A 17,159-nucleotide genomic window follows, 5' to 3' on the forward strand; every position below is an offset into this window, starting at 1 on the left:
AGCGTTAGCGTTCCCGTCACCAGGGCACGGTGCCGGCGTCGTCGAAGAAACTGCCGGTCGGTCCGTCGTCGGGCAGGGTCGCGAGATGAATCGCGATCGCCGCCCCCTGTTGTGGTGTGCGGACGCCGCGAAAACCGTTGAGGTCGGTGGCGGTGAAACCGGGGCAGCCGGAGTTGATCAAGATGTTGGTATCACCCAGTTCCTTGACGTACTGGATAGTGAGGGCGTTGAGGAAGGTCTTCGAGGCCAAATAGGCGGCGGGGACCGGGCCCATATCGACGCCCGGTGTGGATTGCAGGGCGAGCGAGCCGACGCTGCTGGACATGTTGACGATTCGCGGTGCGGCCGAGGCGCGCAGCATGGGCAGCATCGCGTTGGTGACCCGGATGACCCCGATCACGTTGGTTTCCACCACGATTCGGATGGTCGCGGGATCGACCGTGGTCGGGGTCTGCGGCATTTCGCCGGTGATCGCGGCATTGTTGACCAGGACGTCGAGCCCGCCGGCCCGGTCGGCGATCAATTCGGCCGCCGCGGCCACACTCGCGTCGTCGGTCACGTCGAGCGGCACGCCGAACGCATCTATCCCGGCCGCGCACAGTTTCTCCACCGCGGTGTCGCGGCGTTGCCGATCCCGCGCACCCACACCGATTCGCCAGCCGAGCGCGCCCAGGCCGGCGGCGATCTCGTATCCGATTCCTTTGTTAGCGCCGGTTACCAGCGCAATCGTCGGTTCACTCATGCCGTTGATCATGTTGCGGACTCGGGTGGTGCGTCCAAGACCGATCAGGTGGCCGGCGATACCGTCCGGGTATTGGCAGTGGTCATCGCCGGTTACCATGACCCGGTGGAGACTCGGGAGTTGCGATACTTCGTCGCGGTCGCCGAGGAGTTGCACTTCGGGCGGGCGGCCCAACGGCTCGCGATGGCGCAACCACCGCTGTCGCGGGCGATTCAGCAGCTCGAACGACGACTCGGAGTCGTTCTGCTGCACCGCAATACACGCGCGATCGAATTGACCGAGGCCGGATCGGTGCTACTGCGCGAGGCCCGGATCGCTCTGGAAGCGGTCGAAGCCGCCGAGCGCCGCACCCGCCGCGCCGCCGCCGACCTGCCCGGTGTCGTGCTGGCCACCAAGGCGGGAGCGTCCAGCGAACTGCTGTCGAAGCTGTTGGACGCCTACGCCGCCGAGCCCGGCGCTGTCGAAGTCGAGGTGGTGCTCTGCGGACCCGGCGAACCGGAAAGACTGCTCCGCAACGGAAGCGCCGATGTTGCCCTGCTCCACCGGCCCTACGACACGACGACCGGATTCGACACCGAGGACCTGCACACCGAACAGCAAATCCTGGTCCTGCCCGCGGGGCATCCCCTCACCAGCCGACCCCACATATCGATGGCCGAGGTCGAAACCCTGACCGACCTGCCCCTGCCGCGCTGGCCCCGCCGGGATGGAAGTTATCCAGACGGCCCCGGCCCGCAGGTGCGCGACCACACCCAGCTGACCCAGCTCATCACACTAGGACGGGCCTGCGCGATCGTGCCCGAGTCACTCCGCGCCCAGCTCCGCGACGATCACGCCACCGTGCCGGTACCGGACGCACCGGCCGTCACCACCGTCATCGCCTGGCCACCACACAGCAGATCCAAAGCCGTCGCCAACCTCGTCCGTACGGCGATACGTCTCTAACCGACAACATCCGCACATGCCGCACGGCGCGCGTAGCTCGGCCATCCAAACTGCTTGGCTGACAACACTTCTCAACGCGCAGTAATGCCGAAGGGCGCGGTCGTCGACCACAGGTCCCAGGCGGCACGCAGCAATCACCTGCCCAGAACAGGCCAAGAAGTATCTTTGAGCAGCTGACCCTCAGGCCGTGTGACCCGGTAACTGCCGGGTGTCCGGCCCATGGTGCGGGTGAACGTTTCGACGAACGCGCTCGGGGTGGACCAGCCGCAACGGTAGGCGGTCTGGGTGACGGTGGCGCCCTCGGCGAGATGGATCATCGCGTGGAACACGCGGGTGGTAGTGCGCCACTGCGGGTAGGTGGTGCCGAACTCGAAGCGGAACAGCCGGGACAGCGTGCGCTCGCTGGTGCCGGTGCGTTGAGCGAGCCACGCGGTCGTGCGGGGCACGCTGAGGTCGTCGATGACGAGCCGGCAGGCGTGGGCCAGGCGGGAGTCGCGGGCCTCGGGCAGGATCAGCGGCTGGTCGTGGGCGCGGCGGAGCCGGTCCCGCAGCACCGCGTGGAGCCGACCGGCCTCGGCGGCGTCGAGGCCGGGTTCGGTGGCGGCGACGAGCAGTTCGCGCAGCAGCGCGCTGACGGCGACGACTGTCGGCGCGGTGCCATCCAGGGGCGCGTCGTGGGTCGGGAACATGAAGGTGAGGACCTCGGAGGCGCCGTAGACGCGGTGCTCGTGCCAGGCGCCGGCGGGCATCCAGACGGCGCGATCGGCGCAGGCGGCCCACGTACCGCGGTCGGTATGGACCGCGAGCACGCCGCGGATGACGTACACCAGCTGGTGTTCATCGTGCCGGTGGCGCTCGATGACCTCCCCGGCCGCGTGCAGGTGGCGGGTTTCTGACACAGATCGACAGATTATCGGAAGTACGGCCACGGTGGTTGCTGCGAACGTGGGCGCATGACGACGAGTTCACCGAAGAATCGCCTGCGCCGCGTCGCGATGGACACGCGACCGTTGAAGATTCCGGTGTTCCGCCGGACGTTCTTCGGTCAAGGCGCCGCGGTCGTCGGGACGATGGTTACCGAGGTCGCCGTACCGGTGCAGATCTACGACCTTTCGCACTCGTCGTTCGATGTCGGTCTCGCCGGGTTGGCCGGGCTCGTCCCGATCCTCGTGTTCGGGCTCTACGGCGGCGCGGTCGCCGACGCCGTGGACCGCCGACTCCTGTACCTGGGTTCCTCGACGCTCACCTGGGCAGTCACGCTCGCGCTGCTCGTCCAGTCGGTCGCCGGAGTCGGGTCGGTGCCGCTGATCCTCGTGCTCGTTGCCGTTCAGTCGGGCGGCTTCGCCGTGTCGTCCACCGTCCGCGGCGCCATCACCCCGGCCCTCGTCCCACCCGGCCTGGTGCCCGCGGCGAACTCGCTCAACTACACCGCCTCGACGGTCGGGCAGGTGCTGGGCCCCCTCGTCGCGGGCGTCCTCCTCGGACTGCCGAACGGGTTCAGCTACGCATACGCCGCCGACGCGGTGCTGTTCACCGCCGCGCTCTACGCCACCTTCCGGCTTCCGGCCCTGCCCTCGGCGGACCCCCTCGGCCGCCCCGGGCTGCGGTCGGTCCTCGACGGCTTGCGTTTCCTCGCCGGCCGCCACGTCCTGCTGATGTCGTTTCTGGTCGACATCGCCGCGATGGTGCTCGCCATGCCGACCGCCTTGTTTCCCGAGGCCGCCGAGACCCGGTGGCACGCCGGAGTCGGCCCGCTGTACTCCGCGATCGCGATCGGCTCGGTCCTCGCCGGGGTGTTCAGCGGCTGGATCGGCCGGGTGCGGCGCCAAGGCGTCGCCCTCACCGCGGCGGTGGTGGTCTGGGCGGGCGCCGTCGCGCTGGCCGGACTCGCCCCGAGCCTATGGCTTGCGGTCACACTGCTCGCCGTCGCCGGCGCGGCCGACCTCGTCAGCGCCGTGTACCGGCAGACGATCCTGCAGACCGCCGCCCCCGACCAGATGCGCGGCCGGTTGCAAGGCGTGTTCACAGTCGTCGTCGCCGGCGGTCCTCGCCTCGGTGATCTACGCGCCGGGATCATGGCGTCGGTGCTGCCGCTCGCCGTGGCCTGGTCCGGAACCGCGCTCGCCTGTGTAGTGTTCGTCCTGGCCGGCGGCGTCCTGGTGAAGTCGTTCTGGCGCTACACGCCTACTGATCGTTGACCGCGGCTACTTGACCCATAAGCCAGGTACCGAATTCGCACTGTTGGTACCAGCAGGGATGTCAGGCCAAACTGGTTGGCTGACAGTACATCTCAACGTGCGCGCATACCGATGGCCGAGTTTCTGCTCTCGATCACCTTACCGTGCGGGGATTTTCAGGCCGTTGTCGCGGAACCAGCCTTCCAGCGCGGCGGAAACTCGTTCCGGCGTGGGATCGTCTTTGATCATCGCGCTGGCGCGCTGCGCCTGTTCGATGGTGGGCAGGAATCCGACCAACAGGGCAGGTAGCAGGAGCCTGCGAGCCAGAAGCTCTCGGGCCGATGTCATCTGTGGCCGGCGCACGACCGAGATGTTGACGCGGATGGCATGTTCGTTGCCGCGCGGCACACCCGGTCGATCGGTTTCGATAGCGGCGTAGCGGAATCCGTGCGCGAGGTTGCACGCAGAACAGGCCATCGGACCGCGCCCGAGACGGCTTCCGCACTCGTCGCAGACGATCCGATCGAGGGCGGCGTCGACAATCCGCCAGTCGTGCCGGTCGGGTTCGGCGGCAACGAGTTCGGCGAGGTCGAGTTCACAGTCGGTCTGCCAGTCGGTGAGGAACAGGCGCCACTGCGGCTCGACGATATCGTCGACGAGGAGCCGACAACGCCGGCACTCGGGCGCTCCGCTGTACTCGAAGCCGCCGCACTCCTCGCACCGTGCCAGGGCAGCGCCGACAGCGGGTCTCATCCTCATATCATTGTGCCGCAGCCGAAACCAACGCTACCGATTTGTTTATCCCACCTAGATCTACGACGCCGGGGCGAACGCACGCACGCGCCGGGTCGCCGAAGGCCGACGAGCGGTGACGACAATCGCGTCGTCACCGCCCGCAGCCGCAGCCTCTACGAAACTAGTTGCCACGTCCGGACTTGGGCACACCCTTCGACGGGGGTATCCGCTCGTACGTGCAGGCTCCTCCCGCATTCGGGGGGCAGCTCAGGCACCGGTAACCGGGAATCTCCCGCCCGGCGCAGGAGGCGGCGAAATACGTCGCTTCGCTGTGCACTCGATCAGCCATGGGGGCTGCCGATGCTTGGCTCATTCCGAGACCGAGACCCGCGGCACAGACCGCGATCGCGGTGCCGACGGCAATACGTGAAAACACAGTTCTTCCCCCTCGAAGGCGACAATCCCCTCGCCGCCGACCGTGATGTGGATCGTCAACAAATCTGTTGTTGCCGAGTATCTTTCGGTGATACGAGGCAAGCATATACACGGGAACTTTCAAGATCCTTAACAAGCTCGCCGCCGAACCGGCGGTGCGCAAGAGCCGATGCTTTGGACCGGTCGTAGGAGTCGACCGAGGATCGAATACGGCGTCCGGAGAAGTACTTCCCGGAGACGGTGCCGAGGTCGGGATCCAGGACCAACGATGAGCGTGCAGGAATGAAACATGCTGGCCGCCAAGGGCGAGTGATCGATCCGGGTGCGCAAATATCGGTGTGCTGATCGCAGATGCAGAGGTTACGGTGCAAGCCATGCCTAACGTGTTGCTGCGTGCGCGCACCGATGACGACCTTGATGTGCTGTTCGGTATCGCCGCGGATCTGGACACCTGGGAGGAGCGGAACCCGTCGGCGCCGGGCCCGCTGACCAGGAAGAAGTTCGACGCACGGCTTGCGCGCGGCGCCGATAGCGAGGCATCCGAGGACACCGTGTCTTTCGTGGTCGAGGTCGACGGCGCCGCTGTCGGCGTCGCGTCGCTGTTCGGGTTCGACTCGTTCGCCCGCCATGCCGAGGCCGGGATCAGCTTGGTGCCCGAAGCCCGGGGCCGGGGCATAGGCACGGCTGCTATCGCCCAACTCGTCGAATTCGGGTTCGTGCGCCGCAACCTCCGCCGAATTCATCTCCAGGCGATCGCATCGAATACCGGCGCGATTCGCGCATACGAGAAAGCAGGGTTCGTGGTCGAGGGGCGGCAGCGCCAACATGCATGGGTCCGAGGCGAATACGAGGACATCGTGCTGATGGGAACCCTGCGCTCGGAACAGGCCTTGCCCGCCTGACTGGCACCCGTCGGTGACATCCGCACATGCCGAATGCCTCGCCTTGACAGCAGTGGATGCTGCGACTCGCTGCACACGAGGTCTGTAGTCCCAATGGTTATGGGGACTCCCGGTTGCGGTTGTGCGCTGGCATCCTGGGCAGATGTCAGATCATGATCAAGTTCAGGTCCCTGCCCGGTACGCACGGGTCAATGCGTGGGTCATCAGCTCCGATACCGATGCGGAAGTGCGGTTTCTGACCGAGGTGTTCGGAGCGATCGAAACGCCCGGGTCACGGATGCTCGACCCGGATGGGGATATCGGGCACGTCGAGGTCGAGCTGGATGACAGCGTCATCATGTTGTTCGATGCCAAACCGGGTTGGCCGTCGACGCCGTCGCATCTGCGGGTCTATGTCGCGGGTGTCGAGGGGGCGGTGGACCGGGCGGTGGCGGCGGGTGCGCGGGTGATTACTCGGCCGACGTTGCTGGCTTTCGGCGAACGTGTTGCTCGGGTGCGTGATCCGCAGGGGCACCTGTGGTGGTTGCAGGAGCGGGTGGAAGAGGTTGCGCCGGACGAGCTCGCCGCGCGGTTCGCCGAGCCGGCTGCGCTGGAGGCGATGGGGTATGTGCAGGCGAGTCTGCGAGAGGAGATGGCGGCACGAAACCTGGCTGGACGGTAGGACTCCGACACTGAAAGGTGATCGGTATCGGGTGTCGGCGGGCGAGCAGGGCGAGTTGCTCGATCTACTACTTTCAATAGGGTGGTCGGGGAAGACGAGTCGAATCCGGGTCACGGAGAAGATAGTTTCCACTGCCGACATTGCCGCGGTGCGGGCGTTCCGCGCGGCGAGATCGACTGCCGCGCAGCACATCCGCTGTTGCCGATGATGTGACGGCAGACCTTTGTGAGGTAGTTTTGGGCTCCGGCAGGAAGGACAGCGGTATGGGATCCCTGGGCGTTCACTTCGCTTTGACACCCGAACAGGCGGAAGCGTTGATCGGCGAGGACGATCCCGACGGAGTCATGGCGCTCATCGAAGAGATCGAAGAGGAATTGTCCGACGAGGCCGACCATGTCGACAGCGACAAAGCATGGGATGCCATACATCGGTGTCTGTCCGACGGCACACTCGAACCCGGCGGTGGGACCTATCCCCTTTCCCACGCTGTCCTCGGCGGGACTCGACTCGACGCGGGGGAAGACTACTTCGTCAGCTATCTCACGGCCGAACAGGTCAGTGACGTCGCACGAGCACTTGTTCGTCTGGACGAATTATCGTTCCGGGAACGTTTTTTCGAGCTGGATCCCGGAGATTACGACGGCCCGCACGATGCCGAGGACTTTGCCTACACGTGGTCGAATTTCGTCGATATCAGGACTTTCTTCGCACGCGCTGCCCAGAAAGGTCGGCCGGTGATCTTCACCGTGGACCAGTAGCTCGACCACCACGACTCGAACCGGCCCAGCGGACTGATCGGCAACCGACACGCTGTGCTGCTGAAGCGCGGGGCAATGCGAAGCCGTCCAAGCTGACTTCAGTTAGGGCGAGTGAGCTGGCCATGCTGTGGGTATCAGCATGAACGTCAGCAACGCCAGCCAGCGACGGTCGACCGGGGAAGTCTCAGTTGGCCGGTGGCGTCTTGGCCGCGAGTGCGGCCAGGCCGTCGAGCAGGGCGGTGAGGCCAAGGTCGAAATCGTATGCCGGGTCGGGTTTGTCGCCGAACTCGCTGAGTTTCAGCACGGTTGGAAACTGGCGTGTCGGGAGGGCATCGAGCAGATCGGCCAGACCGCTGCTGCTCGTGCCGCCCTGCCACGGACCGCCGTCGGATTGGCGGGCACCCAGGCTGAACATGCACGAGCACACCACGAAATGAATGACGGTGAAAAAGGTCTGCACCGTGAACTGCGGATCACACCCGTCGCGGTCCATCGCACGCCAGCACAACTCGCGGATGCGCATCGCGTTGGGCCCCAGCAGCGGCCCGCGGGCTACGGCCAAAACCACCGATTGGTGTGACAGGATCGCCGCTCGCAATCCGCGCGCGATCTGGTCGACGGAGTCGCGCCAGTTCAGCTCGGGGTCGGGTTCGGGGACCTCGCCGAGGATCAGATCCGCGACCTCGGTGAGCAGTTCGTCGCGACTGGCGACATGGCGATACAACGACGCGGATCCGGTGCCGAGTTCCTCGGCCACGCGACGCATCGTCAAGTCCGCCAGACCATCTCGATCGAGGATGGTCAGCGCGGCCGCACAGATCGTGTCGATATCGAGCCCGCGCCCCCGGGCGCGCTGACGCCGCAGATAGCGATCTCGCCACCAGATCGCTGATCCGATCGGTGCCGGCTGGGCATTGACGTTCTCATCCATTGCCGCCTACCCTACCCAAGCGGATCATCGATCGCTTAAATGCGACCACTGATCGCATACGAGGCGCGAACGCGATCGCTGCCTCGGATTCAGCTCAACGAGGAGACCCTCATGCGAGGACACAGGACGCGCTGTCTGGTTGCGTCGATCACCCTGGCTACCGGTGTGCTGAGCGCCGTCGCCCCGGCTGCGTCGGCCGAGCCGGGCCCCGAGCGCACCGAACAGGCTGTCGCGATCCCCGGAGTCGGCTCCGATGTGCGCGAGTCCGTCGTACGGGTGAAGGTGCCGCTGCCGGATTCGGCCGGCCCCCATCCGCCCGCCTGCGACTGGCTGTCCTACCTCCGATACCGAGATGCGAACGGTCCGCGAACCTCCGCCGACGCCGACCGGATTCTCATCGCTCAGCCAGGTGTGCTCGAAGGCGCCTCCGCGTTCGACACCGTGGCCCGCAACACGATTGCCGCCGCAGCCCAGCGCGGACAGCACGTGGAATTCTGGGCGCTGGATCGCCGATCGAATTGCTTGGAAGACCACACCGGGACCGATGCCGCCGTCGCCGCGGCGAAACCTGATGTCGCCGTGGGGTACTACTACCGCGGCGAGAGCATCGACGGAGGCCGGTTCGATGGCTACCGGTCCGGGCCCCAGCTGAAGTGGTTGTCCGCGATGGGAATCGAGCAAACGGTCCGAGACCAGTACGACCTGATGGTGGCCGAGCTGCCGGACAAGCACACCCGCCAGGACAAGGTCCTGTGCGGCGGGCATTCACTCGGCGGTGCTGTCACCGCGTATTTCGCACAGTGGGATTTCGATGGGGATCCCGGCTACGGGCAGTGCGCGGGATACTTCGCCCTGGACTCGGCGATCAGCCCCAATCTGCCGTTCGCACTGAAAGCCGAACTGGCCGCGCTGATCTCGGATGTCAGCGATGCCGATAGCGTTCGCGCCGCCGTGCAATCCGGGATCGTGCCGGCCTCGGTGAACGCGCCGGCGCTGATCAATCCGGAAACGATGAACCTACTCGCGATCGCTGGTGCGGCCGCGCAGATCGCGCCCGAGGACGAAAGCCCGCTGCTGCACCTGCAGGACACGAACATCGATGCGAGCCTGCGCATCCTGTTCTCCCGCAGTATCGGCCAAGCACTACAGCCCGGAGAGGTGGCGATCCGCAACGTGCGGCTGACCAACACCGCCGCGCTGGCGAGCTTGCTGGACAACAACTCTCAACCCTTGGCGTTCCTGCAAGCAGCTATGGGTTTCTACACCGGCGGACCGGTCGCAGACAAAGACTTCCCGATCCCCAACGCCTTGAACCTCGCCGAACGCCCCCTGACCGCGTCCCTGCTGGGACCCAACCGATACGTGGTGCCGACCGCGTACGGGCCGCTGTACGGATGGAACAACTACGACCAACTCCCCGCTGACCTACCGTCTGCCCCGGACGGACACCCGTACACCTCACCCGACAAGGAAGTCACCGACATCACACAGTTGGCACGCAGCCTCGCCGACCATCCGCTGGACTTCACCGAACAGTACTTTCCGACCGTGCTACTGGCCGAAACCGTGCTCGGCCCCACCCATCTGCAAAGCAAGCTCGAACATCCCGAGGGCCTCACCGTGCATCACACGATCGATCTGATCGGCGGCTCCGGACTCGCGATCGGCACCGAACCGCGATCGAACGGAACAGTCGGCAAGCTGACCACCGTCATCGCGCCCGGCTACCACCACCTCGACGTCCTCACTGCCGACGCACGCCAGAACAACAACCGCCCTGAACCTATCTCCACCGCGCTCGCGGACTTCGCAATCGACCAACGATGAAACCCTCACCTGCCCAAAGCATCCGACCCTGGAAGGCAACGTCTCCCCATGCACACTGTCCCCACCCTGCGAACCCTCGGCACCCACTTGGCAATAACACGGCTTCGGGTCGGCCGTGCCAGAGAATCACCACGGTGCCGGGGGCGTTGACCTTGGCGAGGCGCTCACACCTGCCTAAACGGCTGAACGGCGCATCGGCACCGCTCGGTTCGATGGCATGCCGGTGCTCTGGTGGGCGTTTCCTGTTGCCGGCGTAGACGATTCGGCTATCCATGCTGATCGATCGCTCTCAGCTCGGACCGATATCGGTACCGCGCATCTACATTGATTGTGTGCCCAAAGATTTCGAGCGCTCCGCCGAATTCGCGGTTGCGGGTGAACCGCGCGCCTATCGCCGTGAGGGCCAGGTGTTCCCGGGACTTCTGCTCATGGCCACGGCCAACGTCGACACTCAGCTGCAGCACACCGCTGTTCTGGTTGTCCGGCACGACCATCGTGGCAGTGTCGCTGTCGTGCGCCCAAATGGTTGGCGCACACAGCTTCCCGACGCGCGCACATGCCGATGTGCGTGCGTTGTGGCGCGCCCCATCCATGGTGAGCGTGGTTCCGAATAGACTCTTGGACCGGTCCTGTTGTTTCGGTGTGATCGGTCATCATCGGTTTCGTCGCTGTCACAGGAGGCTGGTATGGGTGCTCGTCTGCGGGGAATCGCCTCGGCATTGGTTTGTGCAGCGGTGTTGAGCGCTGGGAGCGATATTGCCGCGATCGCACATGCCGGGCCTGCCATCCAATTCCCGGATGTTGTGGTCGAGCCGGGTACTGGTCGGGCTGCTATCCGCCACGATATTCGGCCGGTGAGCGATGGGCTCGACGTGTCGCAGGAGGCGATTGACGCCTATAGCGCGCTGAAGGCGCAGAAGTTCCGTTTTGTCGTCTTGAAGATCGACGACTCCTTCCACCACGTCGTGGTGGAGAAGACCTCTGAGTCGACCAATCACGAAGACTTCGTCGAAGCGATGCAGGCGGGCGGGGAGAGTGTGGGCCGTTATGGTCTTTATGATTTCCGGTACGAACGTGATGGCAAGCAGCTCCGCAAGATATTTCTTATTATGTGGATACCTGGCACGGCAAAATCCAAGCAGCGGCACGCTTACTCCTCCGGTTTTGAGAGCGTCAAGAGGAAAATGTCGGACGTGATGCCCTACCGCGCGGACTCCGTCGGGGAGCTCTCCGACGACGCGTTTGATGAAGAGGCCCGCAAAACCCCCTGATCACTCAGGCTGGCAAGCAGCGGCTGACGTGGCACGCAACAACACCCACGACGGATTCCATCACGTCTGGGATATCAAAGCGGACCTTCACCTCGGTCGATACGAAGCGAAGCGAGACCCGGGCGGACGACCAGCCTGCAAGGCTCAGCGACGCCCTGTAATGCCGCGACCCGCGCGTTCGGGAATGTCCGCACATGCCGCGTGGCGGGCGTTGGTCGGCTGTTCAAATCTGTTGATCGACCCGGCTTCTCACCACGGGAAGCAGCCGAATATCGTGTGCCGCTCGGGGTTGTCCGAGCCCGGCTGACCCAGTTTGCTCGGACCGGGGCGAGGATTCGTGCGGTTCCAGGCGCCCTTGGATGACACGTCGGCGCATAGCGATTCCCATCCGTTGCCATGCGTTCCAGGGTGTAGGCGGTGTCGACCGATAGGCTCTCACCAGGCAAGCAAAGGCCGAGCCGATACTGCACTCTCGCAGCTCGGCCTCTCTCGAAGCTACTTGAATTCCTCCGCCAAACTGCACTTGGAACTTTCAATTTTGCCGGGAAGTGACACTAGTATATGGCCGGTGCAGTCGTAAGTTCCGTCTCCATTCCTGCTCTGTATGTAGAAATGGTAGTCGGAGGGGAGATCGAATTCCCCTTTCTTGGGCATCTGACCGTATAACTTGCAATTCCCAGTCGAAGTCAGCTTGGCGAATTTTTCACCGTTTCCGTCGAATTCATGGTGGTCGCAGACGTAGCTGATTCCATGTTTTCGGGCGGTGTCTTGCTCGTCGTCGGGGCTCGCGGCGGCGAGGGGTATGACCGTGATCCAGCTACCGACCGCCAAAACGGAAGCGGTAAGTAGGGCCATGGATCGGGGGCGAGCAAGGTGCATAGCGGTTCCCATCCGTAGAGGTGGACCAGCCTGTCTGGCTCACCGTACGTCCGTGTATTCGGACCGGCGACGATTCCGGATGGGAGTGTCCGCGCATCATCACGGGCCCGGTCACGCACGCCAGGAGCCATCCGGATGTTGGACCAACTCGCGGTCACCGGACCGCGGGACCAATGGACCTAGCAGCTGGTTCAGTTCGTCATCTGTCATCGTGCCGCCGTGTCCGAGGCCCACCCAGTCATAGGCATCTTTGAGAGCCTTTATGGAGGTCTCGAAGGCGTGGAACATGTAGCCGGCGAGCTGGATCTCGCGGTTTTGGACGGCCCCGAGCTCTCGAACCAGCCAGGTGCCAACTTTGGCTGGTGTTTCTCCTCGCTGAGCGCGTGTTCGCAGCTCACCTACGATGCGCTCCCTGTCGCGCACTGCGATCAGCCTCCCGATTGCGCTGGCGATGGTAGCGAAATCCGCGGTCAGTGTATCGCGATCCTTGCCTCAATGACCGGTGACGTTCCGTTCCATAGCGACGGACATCAAACCGATTCCTGATCGCAGTTCCTGCAACTGCTGATTGTTCCGAACTCCGCGCGCTCCGCTGAACACTCGGATTGTGTTTGGAACGCTCCGAACTAAGGCTTTGCCGATCTGGCAACAACCTTTGACGAAGCAGCCCGCCTCGACGAATACTTCACCAAGCGAGTCGAACCACCGCAATTCAGGCGCATCGAGGATGTGGAATAGAGCAGATATTGAGATGCGCTGATGGCGAAGGAGGAGAAGTGTCTACAGCATCTACACGCCGCACTATATTTGCGATTCGAAAACGGCCTTATCAGTCGAATAGAGGAATGCACCAGCTTCGTGCCGGTCGATAGATCTACCCGCGATGGCGCAGCCGGAACAAGCGTGCTTGCTGCTGCACTCTCGCGATCGGGAAATCAGGGGACTGCCATGGTGATGGTCGCAGCGATATCCGGTTTGCCGCCTCACGAACGTCACCGTCGAGGCGCGGATCATTCGAGAAAAAGTCATGAAATAGCCCGTGCTGAAAAGTGGAGACAATATGAGCGGTAGAACCTCTATACGCAATGTTCGTATTTTTGATGGTCAGCAGCTGTCCGAGCCGTCGACCATCGTGATCGATGGCGGCTCCTTTGGCACCGACAGCGCCGGATCGCGAATCGTGGATGGTGGCGGAGCTATCGCGCTGCCCGGTTTGATCGACGCCCACCTACATCTACAGGATCGTGCCACGCTGGAAAACCTCACGCGCTGGGGCGTGACCACCGGCCTCGATATGGCGATATGGCCTCCGGCGAAACTTGCCGGCCTGCGTCGAATTCCAGGGTTGACCGACATCCGCAGTGCCGGTACACCGGTCATGGGAGCAGAAGGAATTCACGCTCGCATGATTCCGGAACTGGTCGCCGACGGGGTGCTTCCAGAAGGCACGGACCCAGAGGAGGCCGTCAGGATCCGAATCGCCAACGGCTCGGATTACCTCAAATTGATCCTCGAGGGGCCCGGCGACGGTGGGCCAGACCCGACCACTGCTCGCGCGTTCCTCAATGCCGGTCATCGCGTGGGCAAGCTCGTGGTCGCGCATGCCGAATCTCACGCGGCCTTCGCCTTGGCCGTCGAGCTTGGCGCGGACATCGTTGCCCACGTCCCGCTCGGTGAACCGCTAGAACCCAGGCTCGTAGCGGCTATGGCTCGCGCGGGGACAGCGTCGACGCCAACTCTGATAATGATGGAGTCCATCGCGGCCCATCGCGGCACACCACAAGCCCTGCAAGGTGCATTCAGGAGCATCGGTGCATTACACGCCGCCGATGTTCCCATCCTCGCCGGCAGCGATGCCAACAGTCAGGCAGGCATCGAATACGGCGTAACCCTGCACCGCGAACTAGAACTGCTCGTCGACGCAGGTCTTACCGCGACCGAAGCACTGCGAGCCGCAACATCCCTACCCGCCCGCCACTTCGGACTCGAGGACCGCGGCAGGATCGAACCCGGGCGGCGGGCCGACCTGGTTCTCGTGGACGGCGACCCGACCGCTGATATACGCACTACCCGCAACATTTTCAAAGTCTGGTGTGGCGGCACCGAACACGGTCCGTTTTGACGTAGCTGGCGTAGTACAGCCACATACTCGGCCCGTTATGTCCAATTCCTCGCCGAAACAGCTCGTGAGCCCGACGGAAGCCCCAGGACACCGGAGGTGGCATCTCGCCCGACGATCTCTTTGCCCGCAATATCGGGCACCTTTGAGCGGCGCCTGTCGAGGAACTGTGCGCGGCGTTCCACGAAAAAGTGTCTTCACTGGGAACTCCTCGGCGGGATTCGACGACTTGCCAGCCGGACTGACGATGACGTGCGCGGCGCCAGGCCGATGATCCGACGGCGAGTTATGGCTTCTGCATACAGGTTCCGACGGTGATGGCAATCCATCCCGGTCACGCCTGGCGTCGGTCGGCTCCTCGTCGTCCATACATCGTTCGAGCGATCCACGGAGGTTGCGTGCGCCGGCCCACGTGTCCGCAAGGTGTCCTGGGCTCGTCCCGGTACTAGTAGCGGTCGTCAGTGGGGGCGGCGGTGGGTCGCAGGCCCGCGCTGGGTCTGCCAGGTACTCGAGTCGCGGAGCCTTGCCACGACATGCCACCCGACTTCGCCGAGCTGGTATCGCAGGTCTTCCTTGCGCAATAGTTCCAGTACGCCTTCGACGTGGTCGAGGGATGGCGGCGACTTCATCTCTGAGCAGACGGCGCGGTGGACTTCTGCGGCGGTGACGTCGCTGCCGGGCTGTATGGCGTCGACGACGACTGTTACTAGCTGCTCAAACCTTGCGTCCATTGACCTGTCCCACCTGGCAGCTGCACGCGTCGTCGGGTTCTGGCGTGCAGACGATCTGTCGGCAGACTGGCGGCCGGCCATATTCGGACCCTGCGGTATTCCCCAGGACAGGGGGCAGGAACGTCCTCTCATGGCTCCCCTTTATGTCAAGACGCTGCCGCGGGTGCGGGGTTAACCTTGTTGGTGGCAGGTCCGGGATGTGGCTTTTCCGAAGGATCGGTGTGCGGGGTGAGGCCGGTCGCGCTGGATTGCAGAGTCGTTCCCGAGTGCCCTCCCGGGCTTGCCTTTTCGCGTTGTCGCTGGTCGGCGAGCATGCGGGCGTAGACGACGTTGGAAAGCCGGCGTTTGAGTGAGCGCATCGATTCCATCGAGGTCTTTCCTGCGGCTTTGCGGGTGTCGAAGTAGACACGGCCTTGGGTCGGATTGCGTAGTTGGACCACGGCCATGATGTGCAGGATACGGTTTATGCGCCGGTTCCCGGCGCGGGAGAGTCGATGTCGCTGCTGTTCCCCGGAGGAGGCGTCCAGGGGCGCAGTGCCGTTCCAGGAGGCGAACCTGTCCCGGTTGCGGAAGCGGTGGATATCGCCGGTGTCGGCGAGAAGCCTTGCGGCGCTGGATGGTCCGATGCCGACCAAGTCCATCAACGTCGAGCCGCGGTCGATGATGAGTTGGCGCAACTCTTTGTCGGCCGCTTTGGTCTTGCGGTCGATGGTTTCGAGTTCACCGATAAGTTCGACGGCGAGCCGGCGTCGGGCTGTGCCGAGCGGATCGCGTGGTTTGATCGTCGCGATCAGTGTGCGTGCTTGCTTGGCGGACAAGAATTTCTTGGCTCCACCAGGGAAAAGTTCGAGCAGGAACCGGTGCAGGCGGTTGATGGTTTCGGTGCGGGCGCGGGCGAGTTCGTCGCGGCGGTCAGCGAGCATGCTCAGCAGGAGCAGGTCTGGATCGGGTTCGACCCGGCGCAGGTTCGGTGAGTGCAGTGCTGCCATCGCGACAGAGTGGGCGTCGACGGGGTCGGTTTTGCGGCCGTTGCCGGTGGCGAACACTCGTATTTGGGCGGAGAGTTTCGCTGGCACGTCCAGCACGGTTTCCCCGTCGTGGACCAAGCGGTGGGCGATGTGGCGGCCGATACCGTTGCAGCCTTCCACCGCCCACACCCTGTTTCCGAATTTCCTTCCAGCGGTGAGCATTTCGGAGTATCCGGCTTTGTCGGTGCCGTATCTTCCGGTAGTCAGGATCTTGCCGGTGTGGTCGATGATTTCGATGGTGGCTGAGCGTTTGTGTGGATCCATGCCGATGGTGATTGTCATCGGTGTCCTCCCTGGTCACCGGATGTTGTCGGCGAGGGAGGGCGACGCTACTTCGAGCTCGGGCAGACCCCTTTCCAGCCACTCCTCGCGCGGTGCCCGGCGAGAGGCAAGCCATGAGAGAGCCACACCAATGACGCAGGTGGGCAGCCGATTAGGGAGCTTCTCGTCGGACACCTGGACTAGATCCTGGCCGGGATCAGGTCCTGACACCAGTCTTAAGTAGCCGATGAGCGAGTGAGCTATACCGTCGGGACGCTGCCCCAGCACATCGGCTTGGAACCGGTCAGCAGGCAAAGAGCGTTGAGCGCCGCCTCCAGCAGATAGCCAGAGCCGGATGAGGATCCCGAATCACCGACGGGCGCGGAATTCGCGGCTACCGGGTGGTTCGGCACCGCCGCAGCGACCGGGGCGCTGCCGATGGCCAGCGCGAAGCCGACCGCCACTGTGGTGATGGATCTGCGGAAGCAGGTGGAATTGGTCTTCGTTCGCATGGTCGGTGACTATGCACCGACGAGTTGGGGTGGCCAAGCCCGGAGTTCCTTGGCCTTGCGACTCAGGCCAATTGCGCACTGAAACGTCACCCTGGACAACGCCCGCTTCTGCCGCAGTGCGGGCGTTCCGCGCGGTGAGCTGCCTCGCCACCCAGGGGGCTACTCAGCTCCGTCAGGAGCGTCCAGACCTGCCGAATTGCGCGTCTGTACTGGAGATGGGCTCAGTCATTCACTGAATTTGAAAA

At 64.1% G+C, this 17,159-nt stretch carries 17 protein-coding genes; 9 read left to right on the top strand and 8 right to left on the bottom strand.

Annotated features, from left to right (window positions below):
• Window positions 1-16: 16 nt before the first annotated feature.
• On the bottom strand, window positions 17-742 hold the full coding sequence (locus tag AB0M22_RS37615) for an SDR family oxidoreductase (protein ID WP_364737090.1): 726 nt from the start codon (window positions 740-742) through the stop codon (window positions 17-19).
• 105 nt (window positions 743-847) lie between these two features.
• On the opposite strand from AB0M22_RS37615, the gene AB0M22_RS37620 reads away from it, so the two are divergent.
• Window positions 848-1,687, top strand: coding sequence for a LysR family transcriptional regulator (locus AB0M22_RS37620; RefSeq protein WP_364737091.1), 840 nt, complete (start codon window positions 848-850; stop codon window positions 1,685-1,687).
• Window positions 1,688-1,821: 134 nt separating this feature from the next.
• On the opposite strand, the gene AB0M22_RS37625 is transcribed toward AB0M22_RS37620, so the two are convergent.
• Entirely contained in the window at window positions 1,822-2,586 is a 765-nt protein-coding gene (locus AB0M22_RS37625; RefSeq protein WP_364737093.1) for a helix-turn-helix transcriptional regulator, read from the bottom strand.
• A 54-nt stretch (window positions 2,587-2,640) separates the two neighbouring features.
• Here AB0M22_RS37625 and AB0M22_RS37630 point away from each other — a divergent pair, with 54 nt between their 5' ends.
• Complete coding sequence (locus AB0M22_RS37630; protein WP_364737095.1) at window positions 2,641-3,885, top strand: MFS transporter; 1,245 nt, start codon at window positions 2,641-2,643, stop codon at window positions 3,883-3,885.
• Between the two features lie 138 nt (window positions 3,886-4,023).
• Here the strand turns inward: AB0M22_RS37630 and AB0M22_RS37635 are convergent, their stop codons facing one another.
• Window positions 4,024-4,617: a hypothetical protein gene (locus AB0M22_RS37635; RefSeq protein WP_364737096.1), complete on the bottom strand. Its 594-nt coding sequence runs from the start codon at window positions 4,615-4,617 to the stop codon at window positions 4,024-4,026.
• Between the two features lie 791 nt (window positions 4,618-5,408).
• Between AB0M22_RS37635 and AB0M22_RS37640 the strand changes: the two genes are divergently transcribed.
• The 3 genes from AB0M22_RS37640 to AB0M22_RS37650 all read left to right on the top strand — a co-directional run bounded on the left by AB0M22_RS37640 (window position 5,409) and on the right by AB0M22_RS37650 (window position 7,355).
• Window positions 5,409-5,936, top strand: a complete 528-nt coding sequence (locus AB0M22_RS37640) for a GNAT family protein (protein ID WP_364737098.1) — start codon at window positions 5,409-5,411, stop codon at window positions 5,934-5,936.
• Between the two features lie 142 nt (window positions 5,937-6,078).
• The gene (locus tag AB0M22_RS37645; RefSeq protein ID WP_364737100.1) at window positions 6,079-6,597 is read left to right on the top strand and encodes a VOC family protein; all 519 of its coding nucleotides are present in this window, start codon (window positions 6,079-6,081) and stop codon (window positions 6,595-6,597) included.
• Between the two features lie 263 nt (window positions 6,598-6,860).
• On the top strand, window positions 6,861-7,355 hold the full coding sequence (locus AB0M22_RS37650; RefSeq protein ID WP_364737102.1) for a YfbM family protein: 495 nt from the start codon (window positions 6,861-6,863) through the stop codon (window positions 7,353-7,355).
• Window positions 7,356-7,539: 184 nt separating this feature from the next.
• On the opposite strand, the gene AB0M22_RS37655 is transcribed toward AB0M22_RS37650, so the two are convergent.
• The gene (locus tag AB0M22_RS37655; RefSeq protein WP_364737104.1) at window positions 7,540-8,286 is read right to left on the bottom strand and encodes a TetR/AcrR family transcriptional regulator; all 747 of its coding nucleotides are present in this window, start codon (window positions 8,284-8,286) and stop codon (window positions 7,540-7,542) included.
• Between the two features lie 111 nt (window positions 8,287-8,397).
• On the opposite strand from AB0M22_RS37655, the gene AB0M22_RS37660 reads away from it, so the two are divergent.
• Complete coding sequence (locus AB0M22_RS37660; RefSeq protein ID WP_364737106.1) at window positions 8,398-10,113, top strand: hypothetical protein; 1,716 nt, start codon at window positions 8,398-8,400, stop codon at window positions 10,111-10,113.
• A gap of 266 nt (window positions 10,114-10,379) precedes the next feature.
• Here AB0M22_RS37660 and AB0M22_RS37665 read toward each other — a convergent pair whose 3' ends face one another.
• A complete protein-coding gene (locus tag AB0M22_RS37665) occupies window positions 10,380-10,607 on the bottom strand; it encodes a hypothetical protein (RefSeq protein ID WP_364737108.1) in 228 nt (75 codons plus the stop codon).
• Window positions 10,608-10,799: 192 nt separating this feature from the next.
• On the opposite strand from AB0M22_RS37665, the gene AB0M22_RS37670 reads away from it, so the two are divergent.
• The 3 genes from AB0M22_RS37670 (at window position 10,800) to AB0M22_RS37680 (ending at window position 14,385) form a co-directional block, all read left to right on the top strand.
• Entirely contained in the window at window positions 10,800-11,384 is a 585-nt protein-coding gene (locus AB0M22_RS37670; RefSeq protein WP_364737110.1) for a hypothetical protein, read from the top strand.
• A gap of 1,098 nt (window positions 11,385-12,482) precedes the next feature.
• Window positions 12,483-12,809 (top strand): hypothetical protein, encoded by a 327-nt coding sequence (locus AB0M22_RS37675; protein ID WP_364737112.1) that lies wholly within the window; start codon window positions 12,483-12,485, stop codon window positions 12,807-12,809.
• A gap of 514 nt (window positions 12,810-13,323) precedes the next feature.
• Window positions 13,324-14,385 (top strand): amidohydrolase family protein, encoded by a 1,062-nt coding sequence (locus AB0M22_RS37680; protein WP_364737113.1) that lies wholly within the window; start codon window positions 13,324-13,326, stop codon window positions 14,383-14,385.
• A gap of 455 nt (window positions 14,386-14,840) precedes the next feature.
• On the opposite strand, the gene AB0M22_RS37685 is transcribed toward AB0M22_RS37680, so the two are convergent.
• The 3 genes from AB0M22_RS37685 to AB0M22_RS37695 form a co-directional block, all read right to left on the bottom strand.
• On the bottom strand, window positions 14,841-15,113 hold the full coding sequence (locus AB0M22_RS37685) for a hypothetical protein (protein ID WP_364737115.1): 273 nt from the start codon (window positions 15,111-15,113) through the stop codon (window positions 14,841-14,843).
• A gap of 146 nt (window positions 15,114-15,259) precedes the next feature.
• Window positions 15,260-16,423: an IS110 family transposase gene (locus AB0M22_RS37690; protein ID WP_364737117.1), complete on the bottom strand. Its 1,164-nt coding sequence runs from the start codon at window positions 16,421-16,423 to the stop codon at window positions 15,260-15,262.
• 239 nt (window positions 16,424-16,662) lie between these two features.
• Complete coding sequence (locus tag AB0M22_RS37695) at window positions 16,663-16,914, bottom strand: hypothetical protein (protein WP_364737119.1); 252 nt, start codon at window positions 16,912-16,914, stop codon at window positions 16,663-16,665.
• Window positions 16,915-17,159: the final 245 nt, after the last annotated feature.

The sequence above is a fragment of the Nocardia sp. NPDC051756 genome, from assembly GCF_040681495.1.
Classification (GTDB): Bacteria; Actinomycetota; Actinomycetes; order Mycobacteriales; family Mycobacteriaceae; genus Nocardia.